The organism is Streptomyces sp. NBC_00820 (assembly GCF_036347055.1).
Taxonomy (GTDB): Bacteria; Actinomycetota; Actinomycetes; order Streptomycetales; family Streptomycetaceae; genus Streptomyces.
This window is the reverse complement of record NZ_CP108882.1, coordinates 7,030,234-7,056,035: the sequence shown is the minus strand read 5'-3', so window position 1 is coordinate 7,056,035 and position 25,802 is coordinate 7,030,234. Positions and strand designations below refer to the sequence as shown.

The window sequence follows — 25,802 nt, the reverse complement described above, 5'->3', positions numbered from 1 at the left end:
GCCGGCACGTCGGACACACCCGCACGACCGGTACGGCGGACGCGGATGACAGGTACGGCGGGTGCGCACAACGGACACGGCGGACACGGATGACAGGTACGGCGGGTGCGCACAACGGACACGGCGGACACGGATGACGGGTACGGCGGACGTGGATGAACGGGACGGCGGAGAACCCGTGTGACGGGTCTGCGCAGGCCGCTACCATGCGAGGAGTGACAGCGGGAAGCGAGCCGGTACTCGAGCTGCTGCCGATGGTCTTCGCCGATCCGGCCGAGGCCCGGGCACGCGCCGAGCAGATCCTGCGCGCCGGCGCGTCACCACTGCACGCCGGGGTCGCCCATCAGGTACTCGGTATCTGGGAGCGCGACTTCGGCGACATGCGGACCGCGCTGAACCATCTGCGCCGGGCCCGGGACCTCTCCGCGCGCGCCGAGTCGGCCGAGCGGGAGGCCGATGTGCTGGCGACGCTGGGGGTCGCGCTGGTGCACGCCGGGCGCACCCGGCAGGGACTGGTGTCCTTCGAGCGCGGGGTGGCACGGGGCACGGGACACACCCGGGCGCGGGTGCTGTACCGGCGGGCCTATGTGTGGTGGGTGCTGGGCCGGCACCGGGAGTCGCTGGAGGACGTACGCCGGGCGCTGCCCGTGCTGCGCCAGGCAGGGGACGACATCTGGACCGCGCGGGCGCTGACCCTGCGGGCCACGGTGCATCTGGCGGTGGGCGCCGTGGACCGCGCCGACGCGGACTTCACGGCGGCCGAACGGCTGTGGGAGACCACGGGCCAGGAGCACGACAAGGCGGACGCGGTGGAGAGCCGGGGCCTGGCCGCGTTCCGCTCCGGGGACATCCCGGCGGCGCTGCGCCTGCTGGACGAGGCGGAGGAGCGGTACGCCAAGCTGGCCACGCCGACGTTCATGCTGTCCATCCGGCGGTGCGAGGTGCTGATGGCGGCCGGACTCGCCCCGGAGGCACTGACCGAGGCGGACACGGCCATCGCGCAACTGGACCGGATCGGCGGCCAGTCGACACGCAAGGCCGAACTGCTGCTCGCCGCGGCACTGGCCGCCCGTTCGGCCGGCGACCCGCACACCGCAATCGCCCGCGCGGCCGACGCCGTACGACTGTTCGCGGGGCAGCGGCGGACGTGGTGGGAGGCGCACGCCCGGCTCGTGCTGACCGAGGCGCGCGGGGCGGCCGGGCGCGGCTCGGGCCGTCTGGTCGCCGACGCGGCGGCGGTGGCGGAGCGGCTGGCCTCCTTCGGCTCACCCGCCGCCTCCGAGGCCTCGCTGCTCGCCGGGCGTGTCGCGCTCGCACTGGGCCGTCCGCAGGACGCGGAACGGCACCTGGCTGCGGCCGCGCGCAGCCGCCGCGGCGGACCTCCGCAGGCCCGTATGACGGGCTGGGCGGCACAGGCCTTGCGGGCCCGGTCGGCGGGTTCCGCGCGCGGGGTGCTGCAGGCGTGCCGGCGGGGCCTGGACGTCCTCGACGACCACCGGATGACCCTCGGCGCCTCCGAACTGCGGGCCCGCGCCACCGCGCAGGGCGCCGAACTCGCCGCGCTGGCGCAGGAGGCGAGCCTCGCCCAGGGCAGCCCCCGGCGGCTGCTGGAGTGGAGCGAGCGCTGGCGGGCGACCGTACTGTCCGCACCGCCCGCCCGGCCGCCCGCCGACCCGGTCCTCCTCGGCAGCCTCACCGCCTACCGGGAGATCGCCGCGCGCGCGGAGGCGGCACGCGGCGAGGGCCGCCCGATGCCGGCGCTGGAACGCGAACAGCGGCGGCTGGAGCGGGAGATCCGCTCCCGCACCCACCACATACGCGGCGACGTCCCGGGCGGCGGCGACCGCTTCGACACCGGCCGCCTGCTCGACCGGCTCGGCGGGACGCGGCTGGTCGAACTCGCCGTGGTGAACGGGCGGGTGCACGTCCTGCTCTGTGCCCACGGCCGGGTACGGCGGTTCGCGGGCGGGGCGCTCGACGAGGCGGTGGCCGAGGCGGAGCACGTCCAGGCCGGGCTGCGGCGGCTGGCGCACCCGGGCGGCGAGGCCCGGCTGCCGCTGGTCGCCGCGGCCGGGCGGCGCCTGGAGGAGCTGCTGCTGGCCGGGGCGGCCGCCCACCTCGGCTCCGGGCCGGTGGTGATCGTGCCGCCGGGCGCGCTGCACCGGGTGCCGTGGGCCCTGCTGCCCGCGCTGCGCGACCGGGTGCTCAGCGTCTCCCCGTCGGCGGGCAGCTGGCTGCGCGCCCGCGAGACCGAGCCCCCGCCGGGCGGCCGGCACGTCCTGGTACGCGGCCCCGGTCTCGCGACGGGCGGCGCGGAGGTACCCGGTCTCGCCGCCCGGGACGCCGGCGCGACCGTGCTGGAGGGCGAGGCCGCGCAGGTCCCGCGCGTCCTGGCGGAACTGGACGGCGCGGCCCTCGCCCACCTCGCCGCGCACGGCACCTTCCGCGCCGACAGCCCCCTGTTCTCCGCCCTGCGGATGGCCGACGGCCCCCTCATCGTCCACGACTTCGAGCGTCTCACCCGAAGCCCCTACCGCATCATCCTCTCCAGCTGCGACACCGCCCGCCTGGCCTCGGTGGGCGCCGACGAACTCCTCGGCCTCGTCACCGCGTTGCTCCCCCTGGGCACGGCCGGGGTGGTGGCCAGCAGCGCGCCGGTGAACGACGCGGCCGTGGTCCCGCTCATGCTCGCCCTGCACAAGGGCCTGGACGCGGGCCTCTCCCTGGCCGAGGCGCTGCGCGACGCCCGGGCGGCCCAGCCCGGGGACGCGGTCCACCAGGCGACGGGCTGGGCGTTCGCGGCGTTCGGCGCGGCATAGGGCCTCTCGTTCGGATCATGTGAGAAGGGCGAGTCACCGAAAGCGGAACGAACCGGTTCGCCCCGAGCTCCGTCATGGTCATGAACTGATCGGGAGACGCGCCCGGGGCCCGCACGCCCCATGGGTTACGCGGCACCCGGTGAGACGGAGCGCGCACGCTCCAGAAGGAGCCCACTGATGCGAATCAGAATGTCACGCCGACGCGACGCCGACATGTCGACGCGGTCGCGGCGGCTGCCGTTGTACTCGGGCATGGTCATGGTCGTGGCCGCGCTGACCACCGCCTGTTCAGCACAGGGCGGTGGCGGGGAGGCCGAAGGGTCATGCGCGATCGCCGCCGTGTACGGGGGACGCACCTATACGCAGGTGGCCAACGTCGACTTCACCGTGGGCAAAGCACTCGGCCCCGCCGAGTTCCCGCCCTGCGACGACACACCGGGCCACGACGACAATGCCGCAGGGCACGAACCGACCACGGCCTATACCGTCGACGGCTTGGATCCACGTATCGCCATCGCGATGCGGTACACCTCGGACGAGGTCATGCTCCTCGCCGTCCAGCCCGCTGGCAGCCTGCCTCCGGAGGTCAAGGCCCTGACACGAGGCAAGTGACCTGTCCGGCGGATCGGAAGGCTGTGTCCGCGAAGTCCCGCCTGCCGCTGTCGGTCATCAGCCCTCTGCGCGAAACGATGACCGGCTAGCCTTGGGCCGCCGTCCTGAACGGCGACGCGACACCGACGCCGCCGCCCCGGCACGGCATGGCACGGCACAGCCCCGCCCGGCCCGACCCTGATACGACCCGGCACGGCCGGCCACCGCGCCGACGAGGAGGTCTGATGCGACCGTTCGCCCCATCAGAGAACAACTCCGCGGACGACGGGCCCGGTTGTCCGGCGTCGACGCCCGGGATCCAGTACTTCCTGCGCGTCCGAGGCGCGGCCGGGATGCCCCACCCGGGGGGAACACTGCTGGAGCACCTGAACCGCGTCGCACGGGTCCTGGACGAGTGGGGCGCCGACCCTGCCGTCCAGGTCGCCGGGCTGTGCCACGCGGCATACGGCACGGACGGGTTCGACCGGACCCTCCTGGACGTCGCCGAGCGCGGCACGCTGGCCGAGCTGATCGGTGAGCGGGCGGAGGCGCTGGTCCACCTCTACGCGAGCTGTGACCGTGAGGTCGTGTACCCGCGTTTCGACGGCGCCCGGCCGGTCGTCTTCCGTGACCGTTTCACCGGCCGGGAGCACGTCCCCGCGGACGCGGACGTGCGCGCCTTCCTCGACATCACGGCCGCTAACGAACTCGACGTGTTCGCCCACAACGCCGAGCTGGCGGACCGCTACGGCCCCGCGCTGCACCGCTTGTTCCGCAGCGCGCGCGATCTGATGTCGCCGACGGCGTGGGAGGCGTGCTCGCGCCGACTCGGCCGATAGTCCGCGCGTCCGCTACGCCGACCTCGCCTCCACCTCCGCCGGATCCGTCAGCCAGGGCAGCGCGCCCCGGTCGCTGGCGCCGAGCCGGGTGTAGGCGCTGTACAGGTGGTTGCCGACGGTGCGGACGGACAGGGTCAGGCGTTCGGCGATCTGCCGGTTGCTGAGGCCCGCAGCCGCGAGGGTGACGATCTGCCGTTGGCGGGCGGTCAGTTCGCCGAGGACGAGGCCGGACAGGGCCGGGGTACGGGCTCCCTGGCAGCGCCGGGCCAGCGCGACCGCGCGCGTGCGGGAGAGCCGGGCGGCGCGCGGGTCACGGTGGGCGCGCACGGCCTGGGCGCACGCCTCCGCCGCGAAGAGCACGAAGCCGCGCTCCGCCAGCTCCTCGGCCACCCGGTCCAGCTCGTGTCCGTCGGCCCGGACGAGCGCCTGCGCGTGCCGGGCGAACACCCCGTGGGCCGGCAGCCGTCCGGCGACCCGCTCGGGCGACCCGAGGCGCACGGCGTCGTAGAGCGCGAAGACGTCGTCCCCGGCGCCCCCGGCACCGCTGGTGCCCCCGGCGTCCCCACTGATCCCGGCGATGCCGGCAACCGCGCCGTCGAGGTCGCCGCGGGCGGCCGCGGCCCACACCCCGTCCCCGCCCCCGCCCCCGCCGTCCCCGCCATCCCCGGCGCCCTCCCCCAACTGCCCGTATGTGAGCCGGAATTCGGCCGCGCAGGCCGTGTCCCCCGGTGCCCCCCGCAGTCCCTCCCACGCCCAGGCCGCCGCCTCCCGCAGTTCGCCCCGCAGCCGGGCGTACCGCGCGCGTACGGCGGCGTAGGGGGCGGGCACCGGGAGTTCCTCGGACAGCAGCCAGTCCCCCACCGGGGTCGGCACGGCCGTCACCAGGTCCAGCTCCCAGCGCCGTACGATCTCCGTCCGTTCGGCCTCCAGCGCGGGGCCGCACCGGTCCGGCGCCATCGTCAGCCGGTGTGCCCGCAGCCGTCCGGCGGTGGCGCGCAGGACGGGGCCGTGCAGCGGGTGGGCCAGGGTGACACCGCCGCGGTCGTCGACGTGGATCAGCCCGTCCGTCTCCAGCTCCTCCAGCACGCGCAGGTCCAGATCGTCCAGGGGGACCGGCAGGGGCTCGGCGAAGGCGAGGCGGTCGAGCGTCTCGCGTTCACCGGGTCCGGACCGGTCCAGCACGGCGGACAGACGGCCCCGTACGGTCGCGGTGACGGGGACCGGACCGCGCCAGGCCCACTCCTCCCCGCCGGCGCCGCGGCGCAGTCGCCCGGACTCCCGCAGGGCGCCCAGCAGTTCGCGCAGCAGCCGCAGATCGCCCCGGCACAGCCGGTGCAGGCGGGCCACGGTGAGGGGTTCCAGGCCGGCGGTGGCGAGGAGCTGGGCGGTGTCCTCGCGGGGCAGCGGCTCCAGCGGCAGGCGGGGCAGCAGCTCCCCGGTCCACAGCCGGGACACCGCCTCCGGCGCCGGAGCTCCGTCCGCGGCCACCACGACCAGCCGGGTGCTGCCGTGCGCGGCGAGCTGGTGGACGAGCGCGGCCGAGGCCTCGTCGAGCAGATGGGCGTCGTCGACGACGAGAAGCCGTACGCCGCGCAGGAGCTGGACCGCGCGGTGCAGCGAGACCGCTTCGGGCAGCAGGTGGGCGAAGGCCGCGAAGGGCAGTCCGCGGGTCTCGGGGGTGCCGGTCACCCGGGCGCGGTCGGTGCCCCGGAGCGCCTCGGTGATCAGCCGGGTCTTGCCGCAGCCCGCCGGTCCGGTCACCACGATGCCGTGCCGTCCAGCGGTGAGCGAGCGGCGGACCAGCTCCAGTTCGTCCTCCCGGCCGGTGAACGGCCAGGGCAGTTCCAGCGTCTTGGCGTCCTGTTCGTAAGTCGTCACATCAACAGGAGTGCGCCTACTCAGTTCTGATACAGGGCGACTTGAGTAGCCCCCGACTCAGGTGCCGCCCTCCCCTTGGACGGCATTCTTGCTCTCGGAACCGCAGTCCGGCACCGGGGGACGGCGGCGGAACGCCTCCTTCGGGGGAGGGAGACGTTTCGCCGCCACACCGGTGTGCCGCGGGTACCTTGTGCCCCGGCCTCAGAACCGGGCGGACGTGGCGGCCCTCCCGACCGCACTGCGCGCCGGGACCGGCCCCGCGGTCACCGGAAGGGGACCCGGCGGATTCACGTGGCCGCGGCCTCGGCGAGCCGCCCCCGCCCCCGCCGCCCGGCGCCGGCGTCCGCGTCGGGGTGGGCGAGACCGAGATGATCGCGCAGGGTGGTGCCCTCGTAGTCGGCGCGGAAGACGCCCTGCTCCTGGAGGATCGGGACGACCTGGTCGGCGAAGACGTCGAGGCCGCCGGGCGTGATGTGCGGGACGAGGATGAAGCCGTCGGCGGCGTCCGCCTGCACGAACGCGTCGATGGTGCGGGCGACGGTGGCCGGGGAGCCCACGAAGGTCTGCCGGTTGCCGGTGTTGATGACCAGGTCGCGGATGGACCACTTGTTGGCCTCGGCCAGCTCGCGCCATTCGCGGGCGATGGCGACGGGGTCGCGGTACATCCGCACCTGGGCGCGCCCGCGTGAGATGTGCTCCTCGGCGACCACCGGGTCGACGTCGGGCAGCGGGCCCTCCGGATCGTACGCCGACAGGTCGCGGTTCCAGACGAACTCCAGGTGCTTGAGGGCGGTGGCTCCGCTGACCTGCTGCCGCCGCACCTCGCCGGCCAGCTCGGCGGCCTCGTCGTCGGTGTCGCCGAGGACGAAGGTGGCGGCGGGCAGGATGAGGAGCTGGTCGGGCCGGCGGCCGTACCGGGCGAGCCGGCCCTTGACGTCCGCGTAGAAGGCCTTGCCCTCGTCGAGGGTGGCGTACCGGCTGAAGATCGCGTCGGCGTCGGCGGCGGCGAACTCGCGGCCCTCGTCGGAGTCGCCGGCCTGGAAGACGACCGGGCGGCCCTGGGGGGAGCGGGGGACGTTGAAGCGGCCGTGGATGTCGAAGTGCTGTCCTCGGTGCGCGAAGGCGCCCGCCTCGGCGTCCGCGAGGAAGGTGCCGGTCGCCTGGTCGGCGAGGATCTCGTCGCCGCGCCAGGAGTCGAAGAGTTCGTTCGCGGTGGCCAGGAACTCCCGGGCGCGGGAGTAGCGCTCCTCCTGCGGCAGGAAGCCGCCGCGGCGGAAGTTCTCGCCGGTGAAGGCGTCCCAGGAGGTGACCACGTTCCAGGCGGCGCGGCCGCCGGAGAGGTGGTCCAGGGAGGCGAACTGGCGGGCCACCTCGTACGGCTCGTTGAAGGTGGAGTTGATGGTGCCGGTCAGGCCGAGGTGTTCGGTGACGGCGGCCAGCGCGGTGAGGACGGTGAAGGTGTCGGGGCGGCCGACGACGTCCAGGTCGTATATCTCGCCGCCCTGTTCGCGCAGCCGCAGGCCCTCGGCGAGGAACAGGAAGTCGAACTTGGCGCGTTCGGCGGTCCGGGCGAAGTGCGCGAAGGAGCTGAACTCGATATGGCTGCCGGCCGCCGGGTCGCTCCACACGGTGGTGTTGTTGACCCCGGGGAAATGCGCGGCGAGATGGATCTGCTTCTTGGGCTTGCTCATGACGTACGTTCCTCTCCGGCTGCTCAGGCGACGGGGGTCGCCGCGGGCACGGGCGAAGCCGAGCGCCCGGGGGCGTGACGGTTGGCGGGGCGGGCGAGCCCGAGGAGGCCACGCAGGGTGCCCGCTTCGTAGGCGGTACGGAAGCGGCCCCGGCGCTGCAGTTCGGGTACCAGGTCCCGGCTGACGCGGGGCAGGTCGTGGCCGGCGACGGCGGGTCGCAGCCGGAAACCGGTGAGCCCCGCCTCCGCGAACTCCTCCAACAGGTCGGCGAGTTGGGTGGCGGTGCCGGTGAAGACGCGGGCGTCACCGGCGTATGGCTCGCCCGCGAGGGCGTCGAGGCGCCCCCTGCGGGCCTCCGCCGCCGCGGCCGTGTCGTCGAGGAAGACGACGAGGTCGCCGAAGACGTGCAGGGGTTCTTCGGCGCGGCCCGCCGCGTCCTGCTCGGCACGGATCTCGGAGACGATCGCGCGGGCCTGCGCGGTGTCGTGCGGGGTGACGTAGCCGACGTCGGCCTGGCGGGCCACCAGCCGGTACGGCACCGTCTGGTGGGCGAGCGCGGTCACCACCGGCTGGCCCTGCGGCGGGCGCGGTGTGATCGAGGGTCCCTTGACGCTGAAGAAGCGGCCCTCGAAGTCGATGTAGTGCAGCTTGTCCCGGTCGACGAAGCGGCCGGTGGCCGCGTCCCTGATCTCGGCGTCGTCCTCCCAGCTGTCCCAGAGCCTGCGGACCACCTCCACGTGGTCGGCGGCCTCGTCGAACAGATCGGTCACCACCTCCTGGGCGGCCGGACTGTCGTAGGCGTCGATGCGGGGGATGGTGCGGCGGCCGAAGTGCGCTGCCTCGTCCGGCCGGGCGCTGATCCGCACTCGCAGGCCCGCGCGGCCGGAGCTGACGTAGTCGAGGGTCGCGATGGCCTTGGAGATGTGGAACGGCTCGGTGTGGGTGGCCACCACGGTCGGGACCAGGCCTATGTGCCGGGTGAGCGGTGCGACGCGGGCGGCGACGAGGACCGCGTCGAGCCGGCCGCGCACCTGGTCGGTGCGTGCGTCGGGCTCCAGGAAACGCGTGGACTGCGGGGCCAGTTCGTCCTCGATGGTGACGAAGTCGAGCAGACCGGCCTCGGCCTCGGCGACCAGTGCGGCCCAGTACCCGGCGGTGAACAGCTCCCGGGGCCGGGCGACCGGCTCACGCCAGGAGGCGGGGTGCCAGCCGGTGCCTTCCAGGGCGACGGCGAGGTGGAGGAGCGCGGAGGAAGGGGCGGAGGAAGGGGCGGAGGCGGAGGAACCGGGGGTGGCGGGGGATACGGAGGGGGCGGGGGATGCGGAGGGGGCGGGGGAAGTGGAGGGGGCGGGGGAAGTGGAGGGGGTAGGGGAAGTGGAGGGGGTAGGGGAAGCAGGGGGCACGGGTGACGCCTTCCTGGATGTCCGGACGAGGGCGCGTCGCCCCGCGCGGACGGCGGGGCACGGCGGTGGCGGGCACAGCGGCGCCGGGCGCGGACGGTGTCCGGGCACGGCGGGGCTGCCGCTGGGCGGAACGGGCGCTGCGGGGCGAGTGGATCCGCGGCCCGGGGCGGGCCGGGATGACCGGTCAGAGGCGACAGAGCGCGCCGGCCACGCGCTGGAGATCTATGTGGGGCCGGGAGTGCAGCACGACGGAGCGGGCGGTCTTCAGCAGGCGGGGGCACGGCGCGTGCGCGAGGTCCTGCGTCATGTCCGTCACCCCCTTCCGCCGGCGCGATGCGGGCCGCGTGAGCGGCGCCTCGCGCGTCTCGTCGTCTGTCCCAACGTCCGGGCCCCGCCGGGTGTTCCCGGTCGCGGCGGGTATTCCCGGCTGAGGCGAATGCTCCCTGCCCCGCGGTCCGTTCGTCTCTTCCCGGGCCCGCAGTTCGTCTCTTCCCGGGCCCGTGGTCCGTTCCCGTTCCCGTTCCCGGTCCCGGTCCCGGTCCCGCAGCGTGCTCCCGGGCCGGGTGACCGGATTCCGGTGCGGGTGACCCGATTCCGTGCGGTGACCGGATTCCTGTGCGGCGGCCGGCCGCCGGAAGGCGGGCCGCCGGAAGGCCGGCGGCCGCGCCGGAGCGTCAGCTGCCGTGCGGGAAACGGACGCGCGAGGACGGCTCCCGCCTGCGCGCGGGGCCGGGGATCTCCGCCGCGTGTCCGGCCCAGTCCAGGATCTGCACGGCGGCTCCGGCAGCTTCGAGGCCCTGGCAGTGGCCGTGGTGACGCCGGGCGATGCCGTCCAGGTCGAGATGCGTACCGAAGGCGGGGTGGGCGGCCAGGCGCCGGGCGTACGACCACAGCGCGGGATGGCCGGCGACGCGATGGACGGCGGAGGCGTCGAGGTGGTAGCGGTGCACGGTGTCGAGCTGCACCAGGGAGACCCACAGTTCGACGTCGGCGGCGGTGGGCCGGCCGTCGACCAGGTACTCCTCCCCCGCCAGCGACCGCTCCAGCCGGCCGAGGGTGTCGAGCAGCACGTCGAGCGCGGCGGCCCGTTCGCCAGGATGCGCTCCGGCGCGTCCCGCGCGCTGGGCGGCCTCCTCGATGCCCTCGGCGCAGAGCCGTTCGACGGCATCGATGGTGGACTCCCAGCCACGGGGGTAAAGGTGGGCGCGGCCGTCCGGGGCGAAGCGGTCGAGGTCGCGCAGGATGTCGGGGGTGTGGGTGCTGACGATGCGTCCGGACCAGTCGTCGCTGAGCACGGGCGCCGAGGCGGGTCCGGTGTAGTGGTGAGCTCCGGCCTCGTACAGCGGGCGCAGTGCGGCGTAGCCGCTGTCGGGACGGTCCGGGACGGCGGGCAGGAAGGTGACCGGACAGCTGTCGTCGAGGCGCAGGAGGCTGTGGCCGATGGCGAGGCGCAGGCCGTCGGGACACGCGGTCGACAGATGGAGCCGGTAGCGGTGCGGGACGGCGTAGTGGCCGCCGCGCGGATCCCGGCCGATCCGGCCCCGGAAGGCGGCGGCGCTGGGGACGGACGGGACGGCGGCGGGCGGTGCGACAGACATGCGTCTCCCCGGGGCGAGAGCGCGCGGACGTGCCGGCATGCGGACGTGCGCGCGGCGGGTGGCGGGTGGAATGCGGTGTCGGCGAGCGGAAGGCGGCGTCGGCGGGTGGAGAGCGGTGCCGCCGGGGGCGGGGCCGCAGGGGCCCGGTTCAGCCGGCGGAGACGCCGATGGCGCTGCAGACGCGCAGCAGGTCGATGTGCAGGCGGGAGGTGAGCAGGGGGGCGCGCAACGGCGTGCGGCCCGCTGGACCGGTGACCGTCTTCAGGCGCGGCATCGTTTCCCTACCTGTTCACTAGGGTTCCCTCCCTGGAGTGTCGATCCGGCGCCGTACCGCGTCAAGAGGGTGTCCACGCCTGGAACCCGCCCGCGGGCGCCCCGGCCGCCACCAGGTGCGTGCCATCAGGTGCGTGCCACACGGGTGTTCACCCGAACGGACCGGCGTGGCTGGTCGCGCGTCGGGGCGGATGGTGACGTGGAGGCACGTACCGCGCTCCGAGGAGGCCGCCGCGATGAACCGCCCGCCCCGAACCGCACGTGTTCTCGCCTCGGCCCTCGCGACGGGGGCTCTGCTGGTCACCGCGGCCTGCGCGGGCGACGACGAGTCCACGCGGGCCACGCCCGCGGTGGAGCGGCCCGCGGCGGCCTCGTCGCCGTCGCCGTCGCCCAGCCTGACCAAGGACGGCGCCAAGGCCGCGCTGATCACCGAGGCGGACATCGAGGACGCCTGGACGCAGGTGGACGACGCGGCGAGCTGGCGCGACAAGCTGCTGACCGGCAAGGTCGACGTCGCCGCGTTCCTGACCGGCAAGGCCGACGCGGCGGACTGCCAGAAGCTGCTCGACAGCGTGTACGACGAGACCGTGCTGGGCCGCCCGTCCGGCGCGTCGGCGCTCACCGGCTTCACGGAGGGCGACTCCAGGCTGCTGTACCAGGTGGGCGAGTACGGCGAGAAGGCGCTGGACAAGTCCCTGGACTGGGTCGAGAACGCCACGGCGAAGTGCGACCGGTTCACCGTCGACGGCGCCGACGGTGAACAGCGGACGGTGGACGTCGTGAGCATGTCGCTGCCGAAGGCGGGAGATGCCCGGCAGGGTCTGACCATGACCGTGCAGGGCAACGCCGGCGGCGAGCCCGTCACGCTCGCCCTGGACATGGCGGTCGTCCGGGTCGGCGGTTCGGGCATCACCGTCACCAACGGCGGGCCCTCCGAGGTCGACCACGACAGTACGAAGACGGCGGTCCAGCAGGGCGCGAAGCGGCTGAAGGACGTCCTCGCCGGCAAGACTCCGCCCGCGGACCCGGGCATGTTCGACTGACCGTCCCGGCTGCCGGGCAGGGCCGCTGACCAGCGTGGTAGCGTCCCGGCGGGGGGCTGGGGTACGGCTTCCCCGGCCGCGAGACGAGGAGTTGCCGTGGACGCCGGCGCCGACCTGACCGACTCCCCTGGCGCGGACGGGACTCCCCGCGGGCGCCCGCTGGACGTCTCCTGGATCCACGGCTCACCGTCGGCCAAGCACAACACCGATCCGGACATCCAGGTCCACGCCCACGACGAGGACACGTACGTCCTGCGGCAGAACATGGCGGTGCACTACGAGGCGCCGTTCCTGTTCCTGCTGTGCGGCGAGGACCGTGCGGTGCTGATCGACACCGGCGCCACGGAGTCCGCCGAGTTCTTCCCGCTGCGCCGCGTGGTCGACGAGCTGATCGCCGCCCGGCTCGCCCGGCACCCCCGGGACGGCTACGAGCTGCTCGTGCTGCACACACACGGGCACGGCGACCATGTGGCGGGCGACGGCCAGTTCACGGGGCGGCCGGACACCACGGTGGTGGGGGCCGACCTCGGCACGGCGTGGCCGTACTTCGGCTTCGACACGGACCCGGACGCCGTCGCCCGCGTCGACCTGGGCGGCCGGGTGCTGGAGTGTCTGGCGACCCCGGGCCACCACGAGGCGGCCGTCACCTACTACGACCCCGCCACGGGCTTCCTGCTCACCGGCGACAGCGTCTATCCGGGCCGCCTCTACATCCAGGACGTCCCGGCCTTCACCCGCAGCATCGACCGCCTGATCGAGTTCGCCGGCCGGCGCCCGGTCACCCATGTGCTCGGCTGCCACATCGAGATGACGACGGAGCCGGGCGTCGACTACCCGGTCCGCACCACCTACCAGCCCGACGAGCCCCCGCTCCAGCTCACCCCGGACCATCTGCGCCGTATCCGCGCGGCACTCACCGAGCTGGGCGACGACCTCACCCGGCGGGCGTACGACGACTTCGTCCTGTGCCCGCAATCCTGACGGGCGAACGCACATCCTCCTGAGGCGACGTACATCCCCCTGAGGCGCGGATGCCGTACCCACCCAGGGTGAAAGGGGCGGGCCGGGCGGGGCGGTGTGCCGAGCGGCGGCCCCGGTGGTCGGCATAGTGACGGGTCCGTGTACCGGACTCGCAGGAGGCACCCCCCATGCTCGGCACCGACTTCCCCACCGGATCACCCTTCTGGATCGATCTCGGCAGTCCGGACACCGCGGCGGCCGTCGCCTTCTACGGCGCCGTCTTCGGCTGGGAGTTCGTGTCCGCGGGCCCGGAGGCGGGCGGTTACGGCTTCTTCCGCAAGGACGGCAGGACGGCAGCCGGCCTCGGACCGCTCACCGAGGAAGGGGCCCGGCCGGCGTGGATGACGTATTTCCGTACCGACGACATCGAGGCCACCGTCCGTGAGGTGACCGCCGGCGGCGGCCGTGTGCGCTGCGGGCCGCAGAACGTGGGTGAGGGCCGGATGGCCCAGTGCACCGATCCGCAGGGCGCCCACTTCGCCGTCCTGCAGTCCGCGGCGGGCCTGGAGAGGGTCTCCGACAACGACGCGCTGGTCTGGATCGAGCTGTACGTCGCCGACCCGGTCGCGGCGATCCGCTTCTACGAGGGGCTGTTCGGCTGGCGCTCCGAGGAGATGAAGGACACCGACATGACCTACGAGGTGCTCAGCTCCCGGACCGAGGACGAGAAACAGGACACCTCCTTCGGAGGCGTGGCCGCGCTCCAGGACCCCCGCCACGAGGCGCGCTGGGTCCCCTATTTCGCCGTCATGGACGTGAACGCCGCCGTGACGACGGCACGGAGCGAGGGGGGCACGGTACTGCTCCCGGCCACCGACGTGCCCGACGGCGGCCGCGTGGCGTGGCTGGCGGACCCGGGCGGTGCGATCTTCGCGGTGCTGAAGCCGAATCCGCACCAGTCCTGACACGGGTGACCTGACCGGTCCGTGGGGTGACCCGCGCGGGCCTTGGGCGTCCGCTTGGACCGTGGGCGCCCTGCTTGGGCCGTCGGCCGAAGGCCGACGAGCGGCGAGCGGCGAGCGGCAACCGTGGGGCTGGTGGCCGGGCATCGCCCCGGAGCCCGTCACCGCGCCCGGGCGGGCGCCGAGGCCGGTCCGCCGCCGCACCCGGCCGACCGCCGCGACCGCCGCCTCGGTCGACCGCCGTACCCCCGTCGGCCCGCCCTCGTCAGCCCGCCCTCGTGGTGACATCGGTGTGCAGTGCGGACCGCAGCCACGCGTGCACGGCTCCGAGGGTAGGTTCCGGTGAGGAGGTCAGCTCACCGGTCAGCTCCCAGTAGCGGTCGATCAGCGGATCGGTACCCCGTGCCAGCATGCCGCTGAGCCTGCGGCGGAAGCCGGGACTGTCCGGCAGGCCGCGCGCGTCCGCGTGGGCCGCGACGAAGCAGTCGAGCGCCTGTCCCCGCTCCGGTGTCCGGTCGGCCTTCAGGCCGGCGGCGGCCAGGGTGTACGCGTCGAAGAGGCCGTCGTACAGCACGTCGGGGTGGCGGACGACGTCGGTCCGGTTGCCCGCCGCCCGGCGGGGGTCGCCGGCCGGGCAGGGCGCGGTGGCGATGGCGTGCAGCCGGGCGAAGGTCAGCACCTGGGCCGGCGTCGGATCGGCCGGCGGCCGCGGGACCGCGTAGTCCAGAATCGAGGAGACGAGCCGGGGCGACAGCCGGACGGGGAGCGCCCCGCGCCAGAAGCGCGCCAGTGCCGCCGTACTGGGCGGGGTGGACACCGCGCCGACCAGCCGGAGCCGGTCGGCGCGGTCCTCGGCGGGGCAGTCCCGGATCAGCCGCAGGGCGGCCTCACGCCAGCGCAGAGCGGTCAGTTGGGAGCCAAGCGCGCGCAACTGGCCGTCGACGGCGTCCTCCAGGGCCCCCGTCAGCCCGTCGCCCTGGTCGAGTACCCGGCCCACCTCCGGCACGGGCAGGTCGAGGGCGCGGAGCGAACGAATCAGCCGCAGCCTGTCCAACGCCTCGGGCCCGTACCGCCGGTGGCCGCCGGAACTGCGGGTGGTCGCGGGCAGCAGTCCGCGGTCGGAGTAGAAGCGGACGGTCTTCACGGTGACGCCCGCGCGTTCGGCCAGCTCGCCGATGGTCAACAGCCCCTCAGGGGACATGACTTGAACCTCCCTCAGGGGGAGTTCCTACCGTACCCGCGAGCGCGGACCACCATTAGGACCGGCCGCGCGGACCCGATCCACGCGAGGAGGCGAACATGACGACGTTCGTACTGGTTTCTGGCCCCTTCACTGGTGGCTGGGTCTGGCGGGAGACCGCCGGACGGCTGCGCGAGGCAGGGGCCCAGGCCTGTCCGCTGACCCTCACGGGGCTCGGGGAGCGGCGCCATCTGGCGGGGCCGGACACCGATCTGGAGACGCACATCGAGGACGTGGTGCAGCTGATCGACCACCTCGACGCACCGGATCTGGTGCTGGTCGGCCACGACTACGCCATCCACCCCGTGCTGGGCGCGGCCGACCGCCGCCCGGAGCGGATCGGCCGGATCGTCCATCTCGACGCCGGTGTGCCGCAGGACGGTGACGCCGCCCTGGCGCTCGTCCCGGACCAGGAGGTCCGTGAACGGATGCTGCGTCCGGACGGCCCGGCCGAATACGGCGGGCGGGTTCCCGCGCCGAAGTCCGGCGAGTGGGAGCGCTGGGGCAGCACCGCCGGGCTGTCGGCGCGGGCTCTGGATCTGCTGGACCGGAACGCCGCGCCGCAGCCGTCCGGCACCCTCGTCCAGCCGCTGCGGCTGACCGGGGCGGCGGGCGCGGCGGCGACCACCGGGGTGTTCTGCACCGCGTCCGGGATGACCATCGCCATGGCCGAGGCCCTCGTACGGTCCGGTCCGCCGCGTTTCCGGGCGCTGGCCGACCCCCGGGTCACCTTCTTCGAACTCCCCACCGGACACTGGCCGATGCTCTCCGTACCGGACCGACTGGCGGCCGTTCTGCTCGCCGCGGCAGCGGGCGAGGGACACCGGATCACCGTGAGCGGCGACGAACAGCCCTTCTCCGCGAAGCCGTTCGTGCTGGCGCCCCCGGAGTGTCCGCGTGAACGGACGGGCGCGGTCGACCTGTTCCTGCCGGACGCGGACGGGCCGAGGCCCGCCGTCGTGTTCGTCCACGGCGGTCCGGTCCCCGCCGGGACGCGCCCCACTCCCCGGGACTGGCCGCACTACACGGGCCACGCCAGGTACGCGGCGAGCCGGGGGGCGGTGGGAGTGACCGTCGACCACGGCCTGCACGACCTCACCGCCTACGCGCGGGCCGCCGAGGACGTCGCCGCCGCCGTCGCACTCGTCCGCGCCGACCCCCGGGTGGACGCCGACCGTGTCGCCCTGTGGTTCTTCTCCGGCGGCGGGCTGCTCGCCGCCGACTGGCTCGCCGCGCCACCGCCGTGGCTTCGCTGTGTCGCCGCGAGCTATCCGGTCCTGGCGCCGCTTCCCGGCTGGAACACCGTGGACGCGCGGTTCCGTCCCGTCGACGCGGTCCGGACCGCCGGCGAGCTGCCGGTCGTCCTCACCCGGGCGGGCCTGGAACACGCGCCGATCGCGGCCACCGTGGCGGAGTTCCTGGCCGCCGCCGGCACCGCCGGCATCCGGATCGAGACCATCGACGTCCCGGACGGCCACCACGGCTTCGACGTCGCCGACCACACCGACGACTCCCGCCGCGCCGTACGGGCCGCCCACAGCGCGGTCCTGCGGCACTTGCTGCGCTGAACACGGCGTGCGCGGCGGCCGCCGCCCCCTAGGGGGTGTCGTTTGGATCAGCTCGGGTCCGCGACGCCCGGCACCTCGCCGCGTTGTCGGATCAGCCGAGTACGTCCAGTACGCGGCAGATCCTCCGCCTTGCGAGGCACCGCACCGGACACCGCGGCCTGATCCGACCTGACCCAAACGACACCCCCTAGATGACCGGCGCGGTCACGGTGGCCGCCTCCGTCGTGGTGGGCGCCACCGTCACGGTGGCCGCCTCCGTCATGGCGGCGGCCTCCGCCGTGCCGGCCGCCGCCGCGGCGGGGCCCATGACGAAGGTGCGGGCGTTCGCCAGTTCGTCGCGGGCGGCCTCCTCGACCACCTCCAGGAAGGCGAAGGCGTCGGCGCCGATCGGCACCCGCACCGGTACCGAGTCGGCCGCGACCAGCCGCAGGACGTGGGTGGCGAACGTCTCGGGCCGGCCGAGCGCGGGGTTGTCCTCCATGTCCCGCAGCCCCGCCCGCATGTCCTGCGTGATCTCCGCGTAGGCGGCAACGCGCGTGGCGGCCTCGGCCAGGGCGGCGCCGTAGCGGGTGGCGAAGCCGCCGGGCTCGACCACGCTCACGCGGATCCCGAACGGCTCGGCCTCCACCGCAAGCACCTGACTCATGCCCTCCAGCGCGTACTTGCCCGCCACGTACGCGCCGAGGCCCGGGAACCCCGTACGTCCGGCGAGGGAGGACACGTTGACGATGTGGCCGTGGCCCTGACGGCGCATCAGCGGGAGCACCAGCCGGACAAGGCGCCACGGAGCCACCGTGAGGATCTCCAACTGGGCGCGCAGTTCGTCGTCGGTCACCTCCTCCACGGCTCCGAACAGGCCTGCTCCGGCGTTGTTCACCAGCACGTCCACCCCGCCGAACCGGTCGACCGCATGAGCCACGGCGGCTTCGCACTGCCCGGGATCGCACACGTCGAGGGCCGTCGTCGTCACCCGGTCCGGGAACCGCGCCGCCAGATCCTCCAGGACGGCGGGCCGCCGGGCCGTCGCGACCACCAGGTCACCGGCCTCGGCGGCGGCAGCCGCCAGCGCCCGCCCCAATCCCGTAGAACACCCCGTCACGAGCCATCGTCGCGCCATGCGTCCCCCCTCGTCACAGCCCGTGTCGCAGCCGCCGTCACGGCCACCGTCACAGTCCTTGTCGCAGCCCGTGTCGCAGCCGCCGTCACGGCCACCGTCACAGCCCCTGCCGCAGTCGTCGCCACAGCCCTTGTCGCAGCCCTTGTCGCAGCCGCCGTGGCAGCCGTGACCGCTGTGCTCGCACCCCTCGCGCCGCACAAGACCCGCCCACAGCCGTCGTCGCGCCCCTCGCCGCAAGGCCCGCCCGCAGCCGGCCGTCACGGCGGAGGCCGAACCCGCCCGCGTCGATCGTGGCAGGCCTGTCGAGCGTCCGCAGGAGCGCGCGAGGCGCGCAATGGGGGGCGCGTGCGAGCACGTTGGCGCCCGCCACAGGGCCGCCCGCCCCCGAACACGTCCGCAAGGACCCGCACCCGGCTCCGCGCGCTTGTCACATATGCCGACCGCTGATGCTGTCGGCGTGTGCCCGGCGCGCGCTTCGCACTCTTACCCGCCCCCCGAACAACTCCGCGCGCTCCCTCACACGTGTTTCGAAAAGCCCGTTGTTCGGCTGTTCGACGGCTAAAACGGATGATTCCGACACAGTTGGCAGGGCACCGGAGTCCGGCGCGGGGAGCGGTCATATGCGAGGCGGATGGCACAGGGCGCGGGCGCGGCGGCGGCTGGGGTTCGCCGCGTGCGGGGTCGCGCTCGCGGCGCTCGCGGGTGTCCTTCAGTTCTACTGGTGGAACGCGGCGGTCGCGGGCGTCCTGATCTCGGCGATCGGCGCGTTCGTGTCCATCGTCGCGCTGGTGGCCGACATCCTGCGCGGCGACGGCGACCCGCCGCCCCGGTCGGCGGCCGAGGACCGGAGGCGGGCCGCCGACGCCCTGGCCGAGGCCGTGCGCGACCAGTGGGCGGCGGAGGCCCGGCTGCGGCGGTTGCAGGACCCGATGCCGATCGAGGTGCGCTGGGCTCCGGCGGACCGGCGGCTGGCGGATCACCCGGAGAACATCCGGCGGGCCCAGCCGCTGCCCGCGCCGCGGGACGCCGAGGCGGAGGACTTCACCGGATCGTTCGCGACGCTGCCCGGCCGGCGTCTGGTGGTGCTCGGCGGGCCGGGGTCCGGGAAGAGCGTGCTGGCCATGCGGTTCGTCCTCGGCAGACTGGCCGCGCGGCCTCCCGGCGGGCCGGTCCCGGTGATCGTCCCGCTCGCCGGCTGGGATCCGCGGCGCACCGGGCTGCGCGACTGGCTAGCGGTCCGGCTCGCCGACGACTACCCGCCGCTCGCCGCGGCGGCCGACGGGCGGCGCACCCTCGCCCGCGCCCTGCTGGACGCGGGCCTCGTCCTGCCCGTCCTCGACGGCTTCGACGAACTGCCGCGCCCCGCCTACGGGGAGGCCGTACGACGCGTCAACGCCGAACTCGACGACGACCTGCCGCTGCTGCTCACCAGCCGTGCCGAGGCGTGGGCGGCGGCGGTCACCGAGGGCGACGTACTCACCGCCGCCGAGGTGGTCGAGCTCAGACCCCTGGACCTCGCGCAGGCCGCGGCGCACCTGGAGCGCACGTCCCGCCCCCTGCACACGGCGGACGGACAGCGGGTGACCGTGTGGACGCCGGTGCTGCGGGAACTGGACCGGCGCCCGCAGTCCGCGCCGGCGCGGGCCCTGACGACTCCCCTGATGGTGGCGCTGGCCCGCGCGGTCTACGGCGACACCTCCGGCAACCCCTCGGAGCTGCTGGACACGAAGCGCTTCCCCACGGTGGCCGCCGTCGAGGAGCATCTGCTCGGGGCGTTCGTGCCCGCCGCGTTCGCCGACTCGGGGCCGCGGGCGACCGGCGACGCGGTACGGCGCCTGACCGTGCTGGCGCGGGCGCTGCAGCGGCGCGACACGGGGCGGCTGGCCTGGTGGGAACTGGAGTCACTGCTGCCGCGCGTCCTGCGGGTGTACGCCCCGGGGCTGCTCGCGCTCGTCGTACTGTCCGCGCTCGTACTGCCCGTCATGGCGGCGCGTGTGGCGGGCGGTACGGCGGGGGCGGAGGACGTCATGTCGGTGTGCGCGACGCTGTTCGGACAGACCCTGGGCTTCGCGTTCGGAGCGTCGTGCCTGCTGCCGACGGACGGGGACCTGCCGGGCCGGCGGTTCGTCCTGCGCCAGACGCTGCTCACCGCGGCGGTGAGCGCGTTGCTGTGGGCGGCCTTCGCCTACACCGACGATCTGCGGTTCGGTTTCCGCTACGGCACGGTGACCGACGGCTGGGTGCCCGACCTGCTCGGCGGCTGCCTGTTCTCCTTGCTGTTCACCCTGTTCTTCGGCATCGCCGGACTGCCCCGCCGACCGGTGCCGCTCAGCCTGCCCTGGAACGGTGCGGCGGGCCGGGCGGTGGCCCGGGTCCTCGGCGGGGTGCTGCTGCTGGGCGGGGCGTGCGCGGCGGGCACGGTGCTGTTCGGCCGGTCGCGCGATCCCTGGACGGCGCTGATCGGCACCACGTGCATGGGGGTGGGTACGGCGTTACTGGTGAGCGGTACCCACCAGGCCGGGCAGGACGGGGCGCATCCGCCGCGGGTCGGGCGTGTGGTCCGCCGGTTCGCCGCGGGCGTGGTGCGGGGCACCGCCGCCGCGCTGCTGATCGGGGTGACGGCCTGCACGGCCGCGGGCGTCACCGCGGTCGCGGTGACCGAGCTCAAGTCCGGGTCCCCCGCCGAACTCGACGGGCGGCGGATCGACGACTGGCGGTTCGCGGTACGGCACGGGGTGCGGACGGCGGCCACCACGCGACCGCTGCGGGGCATGCTGCTGATCCCCGGTGACGGGGCGCGGCCGATCGCCTACCCCGGCCGGGGCGAGCCCCCGGACTGCACGATCCCGCTGCTGCACGGCCGTAAGTGCCGCCCCTTCACGTCCCGGCGCACGGTGTTCGAGGCGCGGGAGGGGGTGGTGGTCGTCCGTCTCGCCCTGGCCGGTGGCCCGGCGGCGGAACGGGCCCCGGGGACGGTGGCGTACGCGGCGAACCTGCGCTCCGAGTTGCCGAAGCAGGCCCGCGGCTGGCTCACCCAGGGGCCGGCGGTGGGTCTGCTGACGCGCTGTCTGCCGCCGTTCGCGGCCGGCGGGGTACTGATCGGTCTGGTGGGCGGGTGCGTGTGCGGCGTGTACCGGGCGCTCAGCGTGCCGTCGGACCTCATGCGGGCGACCGGGCCCGGCTCCTCGCTGCGCACCGACCGGACGGCGTCCTTCACCCGCGGAGGTGTCGTCGCGCTGCTCGTCGCGCTCGTCTGCGTGCCGGTGATGACGCTGCCGGGCGACTGGGGCGGGCTGTCGCACGTGGGCACCCAGCTGTGGCTGCCGCTCGGCGCGGCGGCGCTCGCGCTGAGCGCCTGGGGACGCTTCACGGTGGCACGGATCTGGCTGGCGGTGACCGGGCGGCTGCCGTGGCGGCTGATGACGTTCCTGGAGGACGCGCACCGGCGCGGGGTGCTGCGGCGGTCCGGGGCGTGCTTCGAGTTCCGGCACCTGCGGCTGCAGTCGCACCTGGCGAACGGCTGGACCGGGGACGACCGGCTCCGCGCCGTCACGAGGGCCGGGCGTCCGGTGGACGACGCGTGTCCGCGCGAGGTGCACGACGGGCAGCAGTGAGGGCATGCCCGTCGGGCCGTGCGGAGCGTGCGTACGGGCTGCCGCCGGTAGGCTGGGAGAAGCAGCATCCTTCGGGCCGCTGCGCGGCGGTGAGGCCCGCCGTACCCGAACCGCGGCACCGACCGCCAACGGTCCCTACTCGTGACCCGTCCTGTCCGCACCCGCGGGCGGCGACCACGTGTAGGGAGAGCTATGCGTTCCCACGATTCGCGGCAGGCCGAGCCGGTCGCCCCGGCCGTCACCCCCGAAGGCACCGGCAGCGGCAGCGGCAGCGGGGGCGGTGCCAGCGGCACTGCCGCTCGGACGCATACCGGCCGACACCGGCAACCGCCCCGTTCGCGCGACAGCACCGGCACGGTCCTCGCCGCCATCGCGACCGGCGGCGCCATCGGTGCGGCGGCCTGCTTCGAGGCCGTACGGCTGTGGCCCACCCCCGCCGGCGCCTTCTGGACGACGCTGACGGTGAACGCCGGCGGCTGCCTGCTGATCGGCGTCTTCCTCGTCACGGTCACCGAGGTCTTCACGGCCCACCGTCTGCTGCGCCCGTTCTTCAAAACCGGCGTGCTCGGCGGGTTCACCACCTTCTCCACCTACTGCGTCGACGTCGAACACCTCCTCGACGGCCGCCACGCCACCACAGCGCTCGCCTATATGGCGGCCACCGTCGTCATGGCGATGGCCGCGGTGGGCGTCGGCGCGTTCAGCACACGCCGCCTCCTGGCGAATCGGAGCGAGTCATGACCTTCCGCATCTCCCCGGCAGTACGCCTGACCGTCCTGGTCGACGACACCGACACCTGGCACCACAAGCCGGTCTGCAGCGAGATCGTCCACCGGGCTCACCGCGCCGGACTGAGCGGCGCCTCGATCTTCCACGGCGTGGAGGGCTTCGGCAGCCGGCAGATCGTCCACACCACCCGCCTGCTGTCCCTGGCGGACGACCTCCCGGTCACCGTGGTGATCGTGGACACCGACGAACGCATCCAGGAGTTCCTCCCCCAACTGGAGGAACTCGGCATCGAAGGGCTGATCACCCTGGAGGCCGTCCAGACCGTCCACTACGAAGACGCCTGGACAGAGCAGCGGTGAAGGACTTCCTCCTCGTGGCCGTGGGAGGTGCCGTCGGCGCGCTCCTGCGCTACCTGACCGACCGCGCCGTCCAGGCCCGCCACGACACCGTCTTCCCCTGGGGCACCTTCACCGTCAACGTCGGGGGCTCCCTGATTCTCGGCTTCCTCACCGGCGCCGCCCTGTCCGGTACGGCCTCCCACGCCGTGCAACTGCTCCTGGGAACGGGCCTGTGCGGTGCGCTGACGACGTACTCGGCCTTCTCCTACGAGACGCTGCGCCTGGCCGAGTCCGGCGCGAGGTTCTTCGCCGCGGCCAACGTGGCCGCCTCCGTCACCGCGGGACTCGGCGCCGCCTTCGCCGGCCTCACCGTCGCCGAAGCCTTCCTCTCATGACCGCGCCCAGGTCCGGCCGTTCGGCGGCGACGGCCAACTGGTTCTGGAGACTGCGGTCTGACGGCGAAGGCGGAGGCCCGAGCTGAGGCACGAGTGGAGGCCCGGGTAGAGGCCCGGGTAGAACGATGAGACCCGACAACGCGACAGGGGGGCACAGTATGGACCAGGCTTCGGGTGCGAGAGGCCCGCACGTGACGACAGCGCGCGACCTTGCCATCGGTTACGTCGGCGCTCTCCATGCGGCCGGCGAGGCGATACGGACGGCGATCCCCTCGCTCGGGCGACTGGCGGACTTGCTCGGCCTGGCCCGTTCGCGCCAGATCAGCCGTGACGGCGAGATCGGCTCCTACTTCTACCGGGTCCATGGCGCAGGCTGTCGCTTCGTCAGCCGGAACGGCACAGAGATCGATGTCGACTTCGCGAGCGACGGCACCGAGATCTTCGACCTGTGGCGGCTGCGCCGTTACGGGCGGAGCCTGCCCGATCCCCTCGACCTCACGGAGCATGAGCTGCGATCGGCGGTGGAGTCACTGAAGCCCCTGCTGACCGAGGCGCGGCCCGGATGGTTCAGCGTGACCGGAGCCCAGGCTCCCGCTTGACCCGTGTACCGAGTGCCCCCCGGTCGACCGCGATCCGGATCGCGGTCTCGCGCGGCCGGCGAACGCACGGGCCCTTCGGGCAAGTCCAGCAGTTGCGCGGTGAGCGAGCAAATGAGGCGAAGAGCAAGCGCAGGGAAACTCGTCGAGCCGCTCCAGCACCTGGGCCATTCAACTGCCAGTTGACCACGGCCGGCCTTCCGACGCCGGTCAGCGCGCAGGCCCTCGCGCCCTTTCTCAGCGCAGTTGCTCGGCCAGTCCGACGATGATGCCCTCCGGGCCGCGGAGGTAGCAGAGCAGATAGCTGTCCTCGAACCGGGCGATCTCGCCGACGAGTTCGGCGCCGAGAGGACGCAGGCGGGCAACAGTGTCCTCGATGTCGTCGACGGCGAACATGACGCGGTGCGTGCCCAGAATGTTGTGCGGCCGGTCGCGCGGCCCGGCGCTGATCACCGCGGGGGTGCGGTACTTCGCCAGCTCGAGCCGACTGTGCCCGTCCGGGGTCCGTACCATCGCGATGTCACAGCGGACGCCGTCGAGTCCGGTGCACTGGTCGGCGAAGAGGCCCTCGACCTCCCCCCTGCCCTCCAGCTCCATACCGAGTTCCACGAAGAACGCGATGGCGGCATCCAAGTCCTCGACGACGATGCCGACGTTGTCGATCCGCTGAATCGCCATGCTGGTCTCTCCTTCTTCCTCGTGCGGCCGGTGGTGTCCGCCGTTGTCCCTGGGACGGAGCCGGTGGGACGTTCTCGACATCCGCGGACCACCGAATTCCGAAAGTCCGGATCGCGCCTCGGGTGAGATTCACGAGCCCGCGCCGGGCCGATTCACGCAGGCTGACCGGCGTGGGCATGGGCGAGGGCGTGGGCGGGCAAGGCAGCGGGTCATGAGCAGGGTCGTCGACCAGTAGATCATCGCCTCGGCACTGATGGTGCGGCGTTCGTAGTCGCGTCCCCCGACCGGTCCCCGAAAACGATTCAGGGGCCGTCCCGGATTTCTCCGAAACGGCCCCTGAACTGCGACTCTCACGAGTCGGGACGACAGCCTGCAAACCAGGGCTGTCAGAACCGTCTGGCGTGAGGAACTTGCTTCGCTGACCCCACATGATCGAGAAGGTCAGGGAGTACATGCGTGACCTGCGTGCCATCGCCGCAGGGATCGAGGACGTCGGTCTCGGTGCTCATGAGGTGTGGTGCTTCCTGTCGTCGGCTCGGGGAGCCGGGCGAGTGAAACAGCCCGCCGCGCACATGGCAACAAGTTGCGGCAACTTTCCGCAACTCCCTTTCCGCCGACCGCGTTCAAGGGCGCTCAGCTCACGTCCCGCCTGTTGACGAACAGGCAGGAGAGGCCGAGGCACACCACCACGTACGCCGTGAGTACCAGGCTCGCGGACAGGGGGCCCGAGACCGAGACGACGCCGGGGATCGAGGTGTTGGGCTTGCCGGACGGATCGAGGGCCGTGGCGAGCGACCCGGCGCTCGGTCCGATCAGCAGCCGCTGCACCCACTTCAGAGCGGGCAGCGTGCCGGCCAGTCCGGAGACGAGGTTCTCCAGCGCCAGCAGCCAGAGCAGGCCCACTCCGATGGCCGCCCCGGTGCCGCGCAGCAGGATCGACAGGAAGATGCCCAGGCTCGCCGCGGCCACGCTGATCAGCCAGACGGCGCCGATCCCGCCCAGCAGCGTGGCCGCGTCCGGCCAGTGGGCGGGGCGGCCGGTGAGTGCCGCGACGAGCCCGCTCGCCCCCGCGCTCGCCGCCAGCACCAGCACCGTGATGCAGAGGATCGCCACCGCTGCCGCGATGGCCTTGCCGAGCACCGCCGAGCTGCGGCCGGGTCCTTGGACCAGGAGGGTGCTCCAGGTTCCCCACCGGTACTCGCCGCCGACGAGGACGGCGCCGAGGATCAGCATCAGCGCGCTGCCGAACATCGGGTACAGGTCGACCGTGCCGGACAGGAACTTGTCCGGCAGTACGCCGCCGATCAGTTGCTCCGGATCACCCGCCGAGCCGACCGGCCGGTTCCTGATGGCCAGCCAGACGATGTACGGCACCACCATGCCGAAGACCACCGCCAGGCCGGCCCATGCCCCGCCGACGATCCAGACACCGGGACGCCTGCGTGTCGCCAGCAGTTCGGCCCGAAGCAC

At 73.9% G+C, this 25,802-nt stretch carries 22 protein-coding genes; 12 read left to right on the top strand and 10 right to left on the bottom strand.

Annotated features, from left to right (window positions below):
* Positions 1-206 precede the first annotated feature (206 nt).
* The 3 genes from OIB37_RS31490 (at position 207) to OIB37_RS31480 (ending at position 4,249) form a co-directional block, all read left to right on the top strand.
* Positions 207-2,819 carry a CHAT domain-containing protein gene (locus OIB37_RS31490; protein ID WP_330461000.1) on the top strand — a complete coding sequence of 871 codons (2,613 nt, stop codon included), beginning with the start codon at positions 207-209 and terminating at the stop codon, positions 2,817-2,819.
* 177 nt (positions 2,820-2,996) lie between these two features.
* Positions 2,997-3,431 carry a DUF6281 family protein gene (locus OIB37_RS31485; RefSeq protein WP_330460999.1) on the top strand — a complete coding sequence of 145 codons (435 nt, stop codon included), beginning with the start codon at positions 2,997-2,999 and terminating at the stop codon, positions 3,429-3,431.
* A 224-nt stretch (positions 3,432-3,655) separates the two neighbouring features.
* A complete protein-coding gene (locus tag OIB37_RS31480; protein WP_330460998.1) occupies positions 3,656-4,249 on the top strand; it encodes a DUF6817 domain-containing protein in 594 nt (197 codons plus the stop codon).
* Positions 4,250-4,261: 12 nt separating this feature from the next.
* On the opposite strand, the gene OIB37_RS31475 is transcribed toward OIB37_RS31480, so the two are convergent.
* The 6 genes from OIB37_RS31475 to OIB37_RS31450 all read right to left on the bottom strand — a co-directional run bounded on the left by OIB37_RS31475 (position 4,262) and on the right by OIB37_RS31450 (position 11,093).
* The gene (locus tag OIB37_RS31475; protein WP_330460997.1) at positions 4,262-6,127 is read right to left on the bottom strand and encodes a LuxR family transcriptional regulator AbsR2; all 1,866 of its coding nucleotides are present in this window, start codon (positions 6,125-6,127) and stop codon (positions 4,262-4,264) included.
* A 287-nt stretch (positions 6,128-6,414) separates the two neighbouring features.
* Entirely contained in the window at positions 6,415-7,818 is a 1,404-nt protein-coding gene (locus OIB37_RS31470) for an NtaA/DmoA family FMN-dependent monooxygenase (RefSeq protein WP_330460996.1), read from the bottom strand.
* A 23-nt stretch (positions 7,819-7,841) separates the two neighbouring features.
* Positions 7,842-9,041 carry an LLM class flavin-dependent oxidoreductase gene (locus tag OIB37_RS31465; protein WP_330462042.1) on the bottom strand — a complete coding sequence of 400 codons (1,200 nt, stop codon included), beginning with the start codon at positions 9,039-9,041 and terminating at the stop codon, positions 7,842-7,844.
* 364 nt (positions 9,042-9,405) lie between these two features.
* Positions 9,406-9,528: a putative leader peptide gene (locus OIB37_RS31460; protein WP_330460995.1), complete on the bottom strand. Its 123-nt coding sequence runs from the start codon at positions 9,526-9,528 to the stop codon at positions 9,406-9,408.
* A 367-nt stretch (positions 9,529-9,895) separates the two neighbouring features.
* Positions 9,896-10,819 (bottom strand): glutathione S-transferase C-terminal domain-containing protein, encoded by a 924-nt coding sequence (locus OIB37_RS31455; RefSeq protein ID WP_330460994.1) that lies wholly within the window; start codon positions 10,817-10,819, stop codon positions 9,896-9,898.
* Positions 10,820-10,967: 148 nt separating this feature from the next.
* Positions 10,968-11,093, bottom strand: a complete 126-nt coding sequence (locus OIB37_RS31450; protein ID WP_330460993.1) for a putative leader peptide — start codon at positions 11,091-11,093, stop codon at positions 10,968-10,970.
* A gap of 235 nt (positions 11,094-11,328) precedes the next feature.
* On the opposite strand from OIB37_RS31450, the gene OIB37_RS31445 reads away from it, so the two are divergent.
* From OIB37_RS31445 to OIB37_RS31435, 3 genes are all read left to right on the top strand, one after another.
* On the top strand, positions 11,329-12,135 hold the full coding sequence (locus OIB37_RS31445; protein ID WP_330460992.1) for a hypothetical protein: 807 nt from the start codon (positions 11,329-11,331) through the stop codon (positions 12,133-12,135).
* Positions 12,136-12,231: 96 nt separating this feature from the next.
* Positions 12,232-13,116 carry an MBL fold metallo-hydrolase gene (locus OIB37_RS31440; RefSeq protein ID WP_330460991.1) on the top strand — a complete coding sequence of 295 codons (885 nt, stop codon included), beginning with the start codon at positions 12,232-12,234 and terminating at the stop codon, positions 13,114-13,116.
* A 167-nt stretch (positions 13,117-13,283) separates the two neighbouring features.
* Entirely contained in the window at positions 13,284-14,060 is a 777-nt protein-coding gene (locus tag OIB37_RS31435; RefSeq protein WP_330460990.1) for a VOC family protein, read from the top strand.
* Positions 14,061-14,322: 262 nt separating this feature from the next.
* Here OIB37_RS31435 and OIB37_RS31430 read toward each other — a convergent pair whose 3' ends face one another.
* Positions 14,323-15,258, bottom strand: a complete 936-nt coding sequence (locus tag OIB37_RS31430) for a helix-turn-helix domain-containing protein (protein WP_330460989.1) — start codon at positions 15,256-15,258, stop codon at positions 14,323-14,325.
* Positions 15,259-15,356: 98 nt separating this feature from the next.
* Here OIB37_RS31430 and OIB37_RS31425 point away from each other — a divergent pair, with 98 nt between their 5' ends.
* Positions 15,357-16,865: a dienelactone hydrolase family protein gene (locus OIB37_RS31425; protein WP_330460988.1), complete on the top strand. Its 1,509-nt coding sequence runs from the start codon at positions 15,357-15,359 to the stop codon at positions 16,863-16,865.
* A gap of 187 nt (positions 16,866-17,052) precedes the next feature.
* Here OIB37_RS31425 and OIB37_RS31420 read toward each other — a convergent pair whose 3' ends face one another.
* Positions 17,053-17,982: an SDR family oxidoreductase gene (locus tag OIB37_RS31420; RefSeq protein WP_330460987.1), complete on the bottom strand. Its 930-nt coding sequence runs from the start codon at positions 17,980-17,982 to the stop codon at positions 17,053-17,055.
* Between the two features lie 620 nt (positions 17,983-18,602).
* Here OIB37_RS31420 and OIB37_RS31415 point away from each other — a divergent pair.
* The 5 genes from OIB37_RS31415 to OIB37_RS31395 all read left to right on the top strand — a co-directional run bounded on the left by OIB37_RS31415 (position 18,603) and on the right by OIB37_RS31395 (position 23,657).
* Positions 18,603-21,596 carry an NACHT domain-containing protein gene (locus OIB37_RS31415; RefSeq protein WP_330460986.1) on the top strand — a complete coding sequence of 998 codons (2,994 nt, stop codon included), beginning with the start codon at positions 18,603-18,605 and terminating at the stop codon, positions 21,594-21,596.
* A gap of 192 nt (positions 21,597-21,788) precedes the next feature.
* Positions 21,789-22,337, top strand: coding sequence for a fluoride efflux transporter FluC (locus OIB37_RS31410; protein ID WP_330460985.1), 549 nt, complete (start codon positions 21,789-21,791; stop codon positions 22,335-22,337).
* The gene (locus OIB37_RS31405; protein WP_330460984.1) at positions 22,334-22,684 is read left to right on the top strand and encodes a DUF190 domain-containing protein; all 351 of its coding nucleotides are present in this window, start codon (positions 22,334-22,336) and stop codon (positions 22,682-22,684) included. Before OIB37_RS31410 ends, OIB37_RS31405 begins: the two co-directional genes overlap by 4 nt.
* Positions 22,681-23,058: a fluoride efflux transporter CrcB gene (gene crcB / locus OIB37_RS31400; protein ID WP_330460983.1), complete on the top strand. Its 378-nt coding sequence runs from the start codon at positions 22,681-22,683 to the stop codon at positions 23,056-23,058. The genes OIB37_RS31405 and crcB overlap by 4 nt, the downstream gene beginning before the upstream one ends.
* 191 nt (positions 23,059-23,249) lie before the next feature.
* A complete protein-coding gene (locus OIB37_RS31395; protein ID WP_330460982.1) occupies positions 23,250-23,657 on the top strand; it encodes a DUF6896 domain-containing protein in 408 nt (135 codons plus the stop codon).
* Between the two features lie 234 nt (positions 23,658-23,891).
* Here OIB37_RS31395 and OIB37_RS31390 read toward each other — a convergent pair whose 3' ends face one another.
* On the bottom strand, positions 23,892-24,332 hold the full coding sequence (locus OIB37_RS31390) for a VOC family protein (RefSeq protein ID WP_330460981.1): 441 nt from the start codon (positions 24,330-24,332) through the stop codon (positions 23,892-23,894).
* Positions 24,333-24,965: 633 nt separating this feature from the next.
* The gene (locus OIB37_RS31385) at positions 24,966-25,802 is read right to left on the bottom strand and encodes an ABC transporter permease (protein ID WP_330462041.1); all 837 of its coding nucleotides are present in this window, start codon (positions 25,800-25,802) and stop codon (positions 24,966-24,968) included.

What these genes read in the sequence shown, in the direction of transcription:
- OIB37_RS31455 (WP_330460994.1), bottom strand. Translation starts at nt 10,819, where the DNA reads ATGTCTGTCGCACCGCCCGCCGCCGTCCCGTCCGTCCCCAGCGCCGCC.
- OIB37_RS31470 (WP_330460996.1), bottom strand. Translation starts at nt 7,818, where the DNA reads ATGAGCAAGCCCAAGAAGCAGATCCATCTCGCCGCGCATTTCCCCGGG.
- OIB37_RS31415 (WP_330460986.1), top strand. Translation starts at nt 18,603, where the DNA reads ATGCGAGGCGGATGGCACAGGGCGCGGGCGCGGCGGCGGCTGGGGTTC.
- OIB37_RS31450 (WP_330460993.1), bottom strand. Translation starts at nt 11,093, where the DNA reads ATGCCGCGCCTGAAGACGGTCACCGGTCCAGCGGGCCGCACGCCGTTG.
- OIB37_RS31420 (WP_330460987.1), bottom strand. Translation starts at nt 17,982, where the DNA reads ATGGCGCGACGATGGCTCGTGACGGGGTGTTCTACGGGATTGGGGCGG.
- OIB37_RS31410 (WP_330460985.1), top strand. Translation starts at nt 21,789, where the DNA reads ATGCGTTCCCACGATTCGCGGCAGGCCGAGCCGGTCGCCCCGGCCGTC.
- OIB37_RS31390 (WP_330460981.1), bottom strand. Translation starts at nt 24,332, where the DNA reads ATGGCGATTCAGCGGATCGACAACGTCGGCATCGTCGTCGAGGACTTG.
- OIB37_RS31405 (WP_330460984.1), top strand. Translation starts at nt 22,334, where the DNA reads ATGACCTTCCGCATCTCCCCGGCAGTACGCCTGACCGTCCTGGTCGAC.
- OIB37_RS31480 (WP_330460998.1), top strand. Translation starts at nt 3,656, where the DNA reads ATGCGACCGTTCGCCCCATCAGAGAACAACTCCGCGGACGACGGGCCC.
- OIB37_RS31435 (WP_330460990.1), top strand. Translation starts at nt 13,284, where the DNA reads ATGCTCGGCACCGACTTCCCCACCGGATCACCCTTCTGGATCGATCTC.
- OIB37_RS31430 (WP_330460989.1), bottom strand. Translation starts at nt 15,258, where the DNA reads ATGTCCCCTGAGGGGCTGTTGACCATCGGCGAGCTGGCCGAACGCGCG.
- OIB37_RS31490 (WP_330461000.1), top strand. Translation starts at nt 207, where the DNA reads ATGCGAGGAGTGACAGCGGGAAGCGAGCCGGTACTCGAGCTGCTGCCG.
- OIB37_RS31445 (WP_330460992.1), top strand. Translation starts at nt 11,329, where the DNA reads ATGAACCGCCCGCCCCGAACCGCACGTGTTCTCGCCTCGGCCCTCGCG.
- OIB37_RS31460 (WP_330460995.1), bottom strand. Translation starts at nt 9,528, where the DNA reads ATGACGCAGGACCTCGCGCACGCGCCGTGCCCCCGCCTGCTGAAGACC.
- OIB37_RS31485 (WP_330460999.1), top strand. Translation starts at nt 2,997, where the DNA reads ATGCGAATCAGAATGTCACGCCGACGCGACGCCGACATGTCGACGCGG.
- OIB37_RS31425 (WP_330460988.1), top strand. Translation starts at nt 15,357, where the DNA reads ATGACGACGTTCGTACTGGTTTCTGGCCCCTTCACTGGTGGCTGGGTC.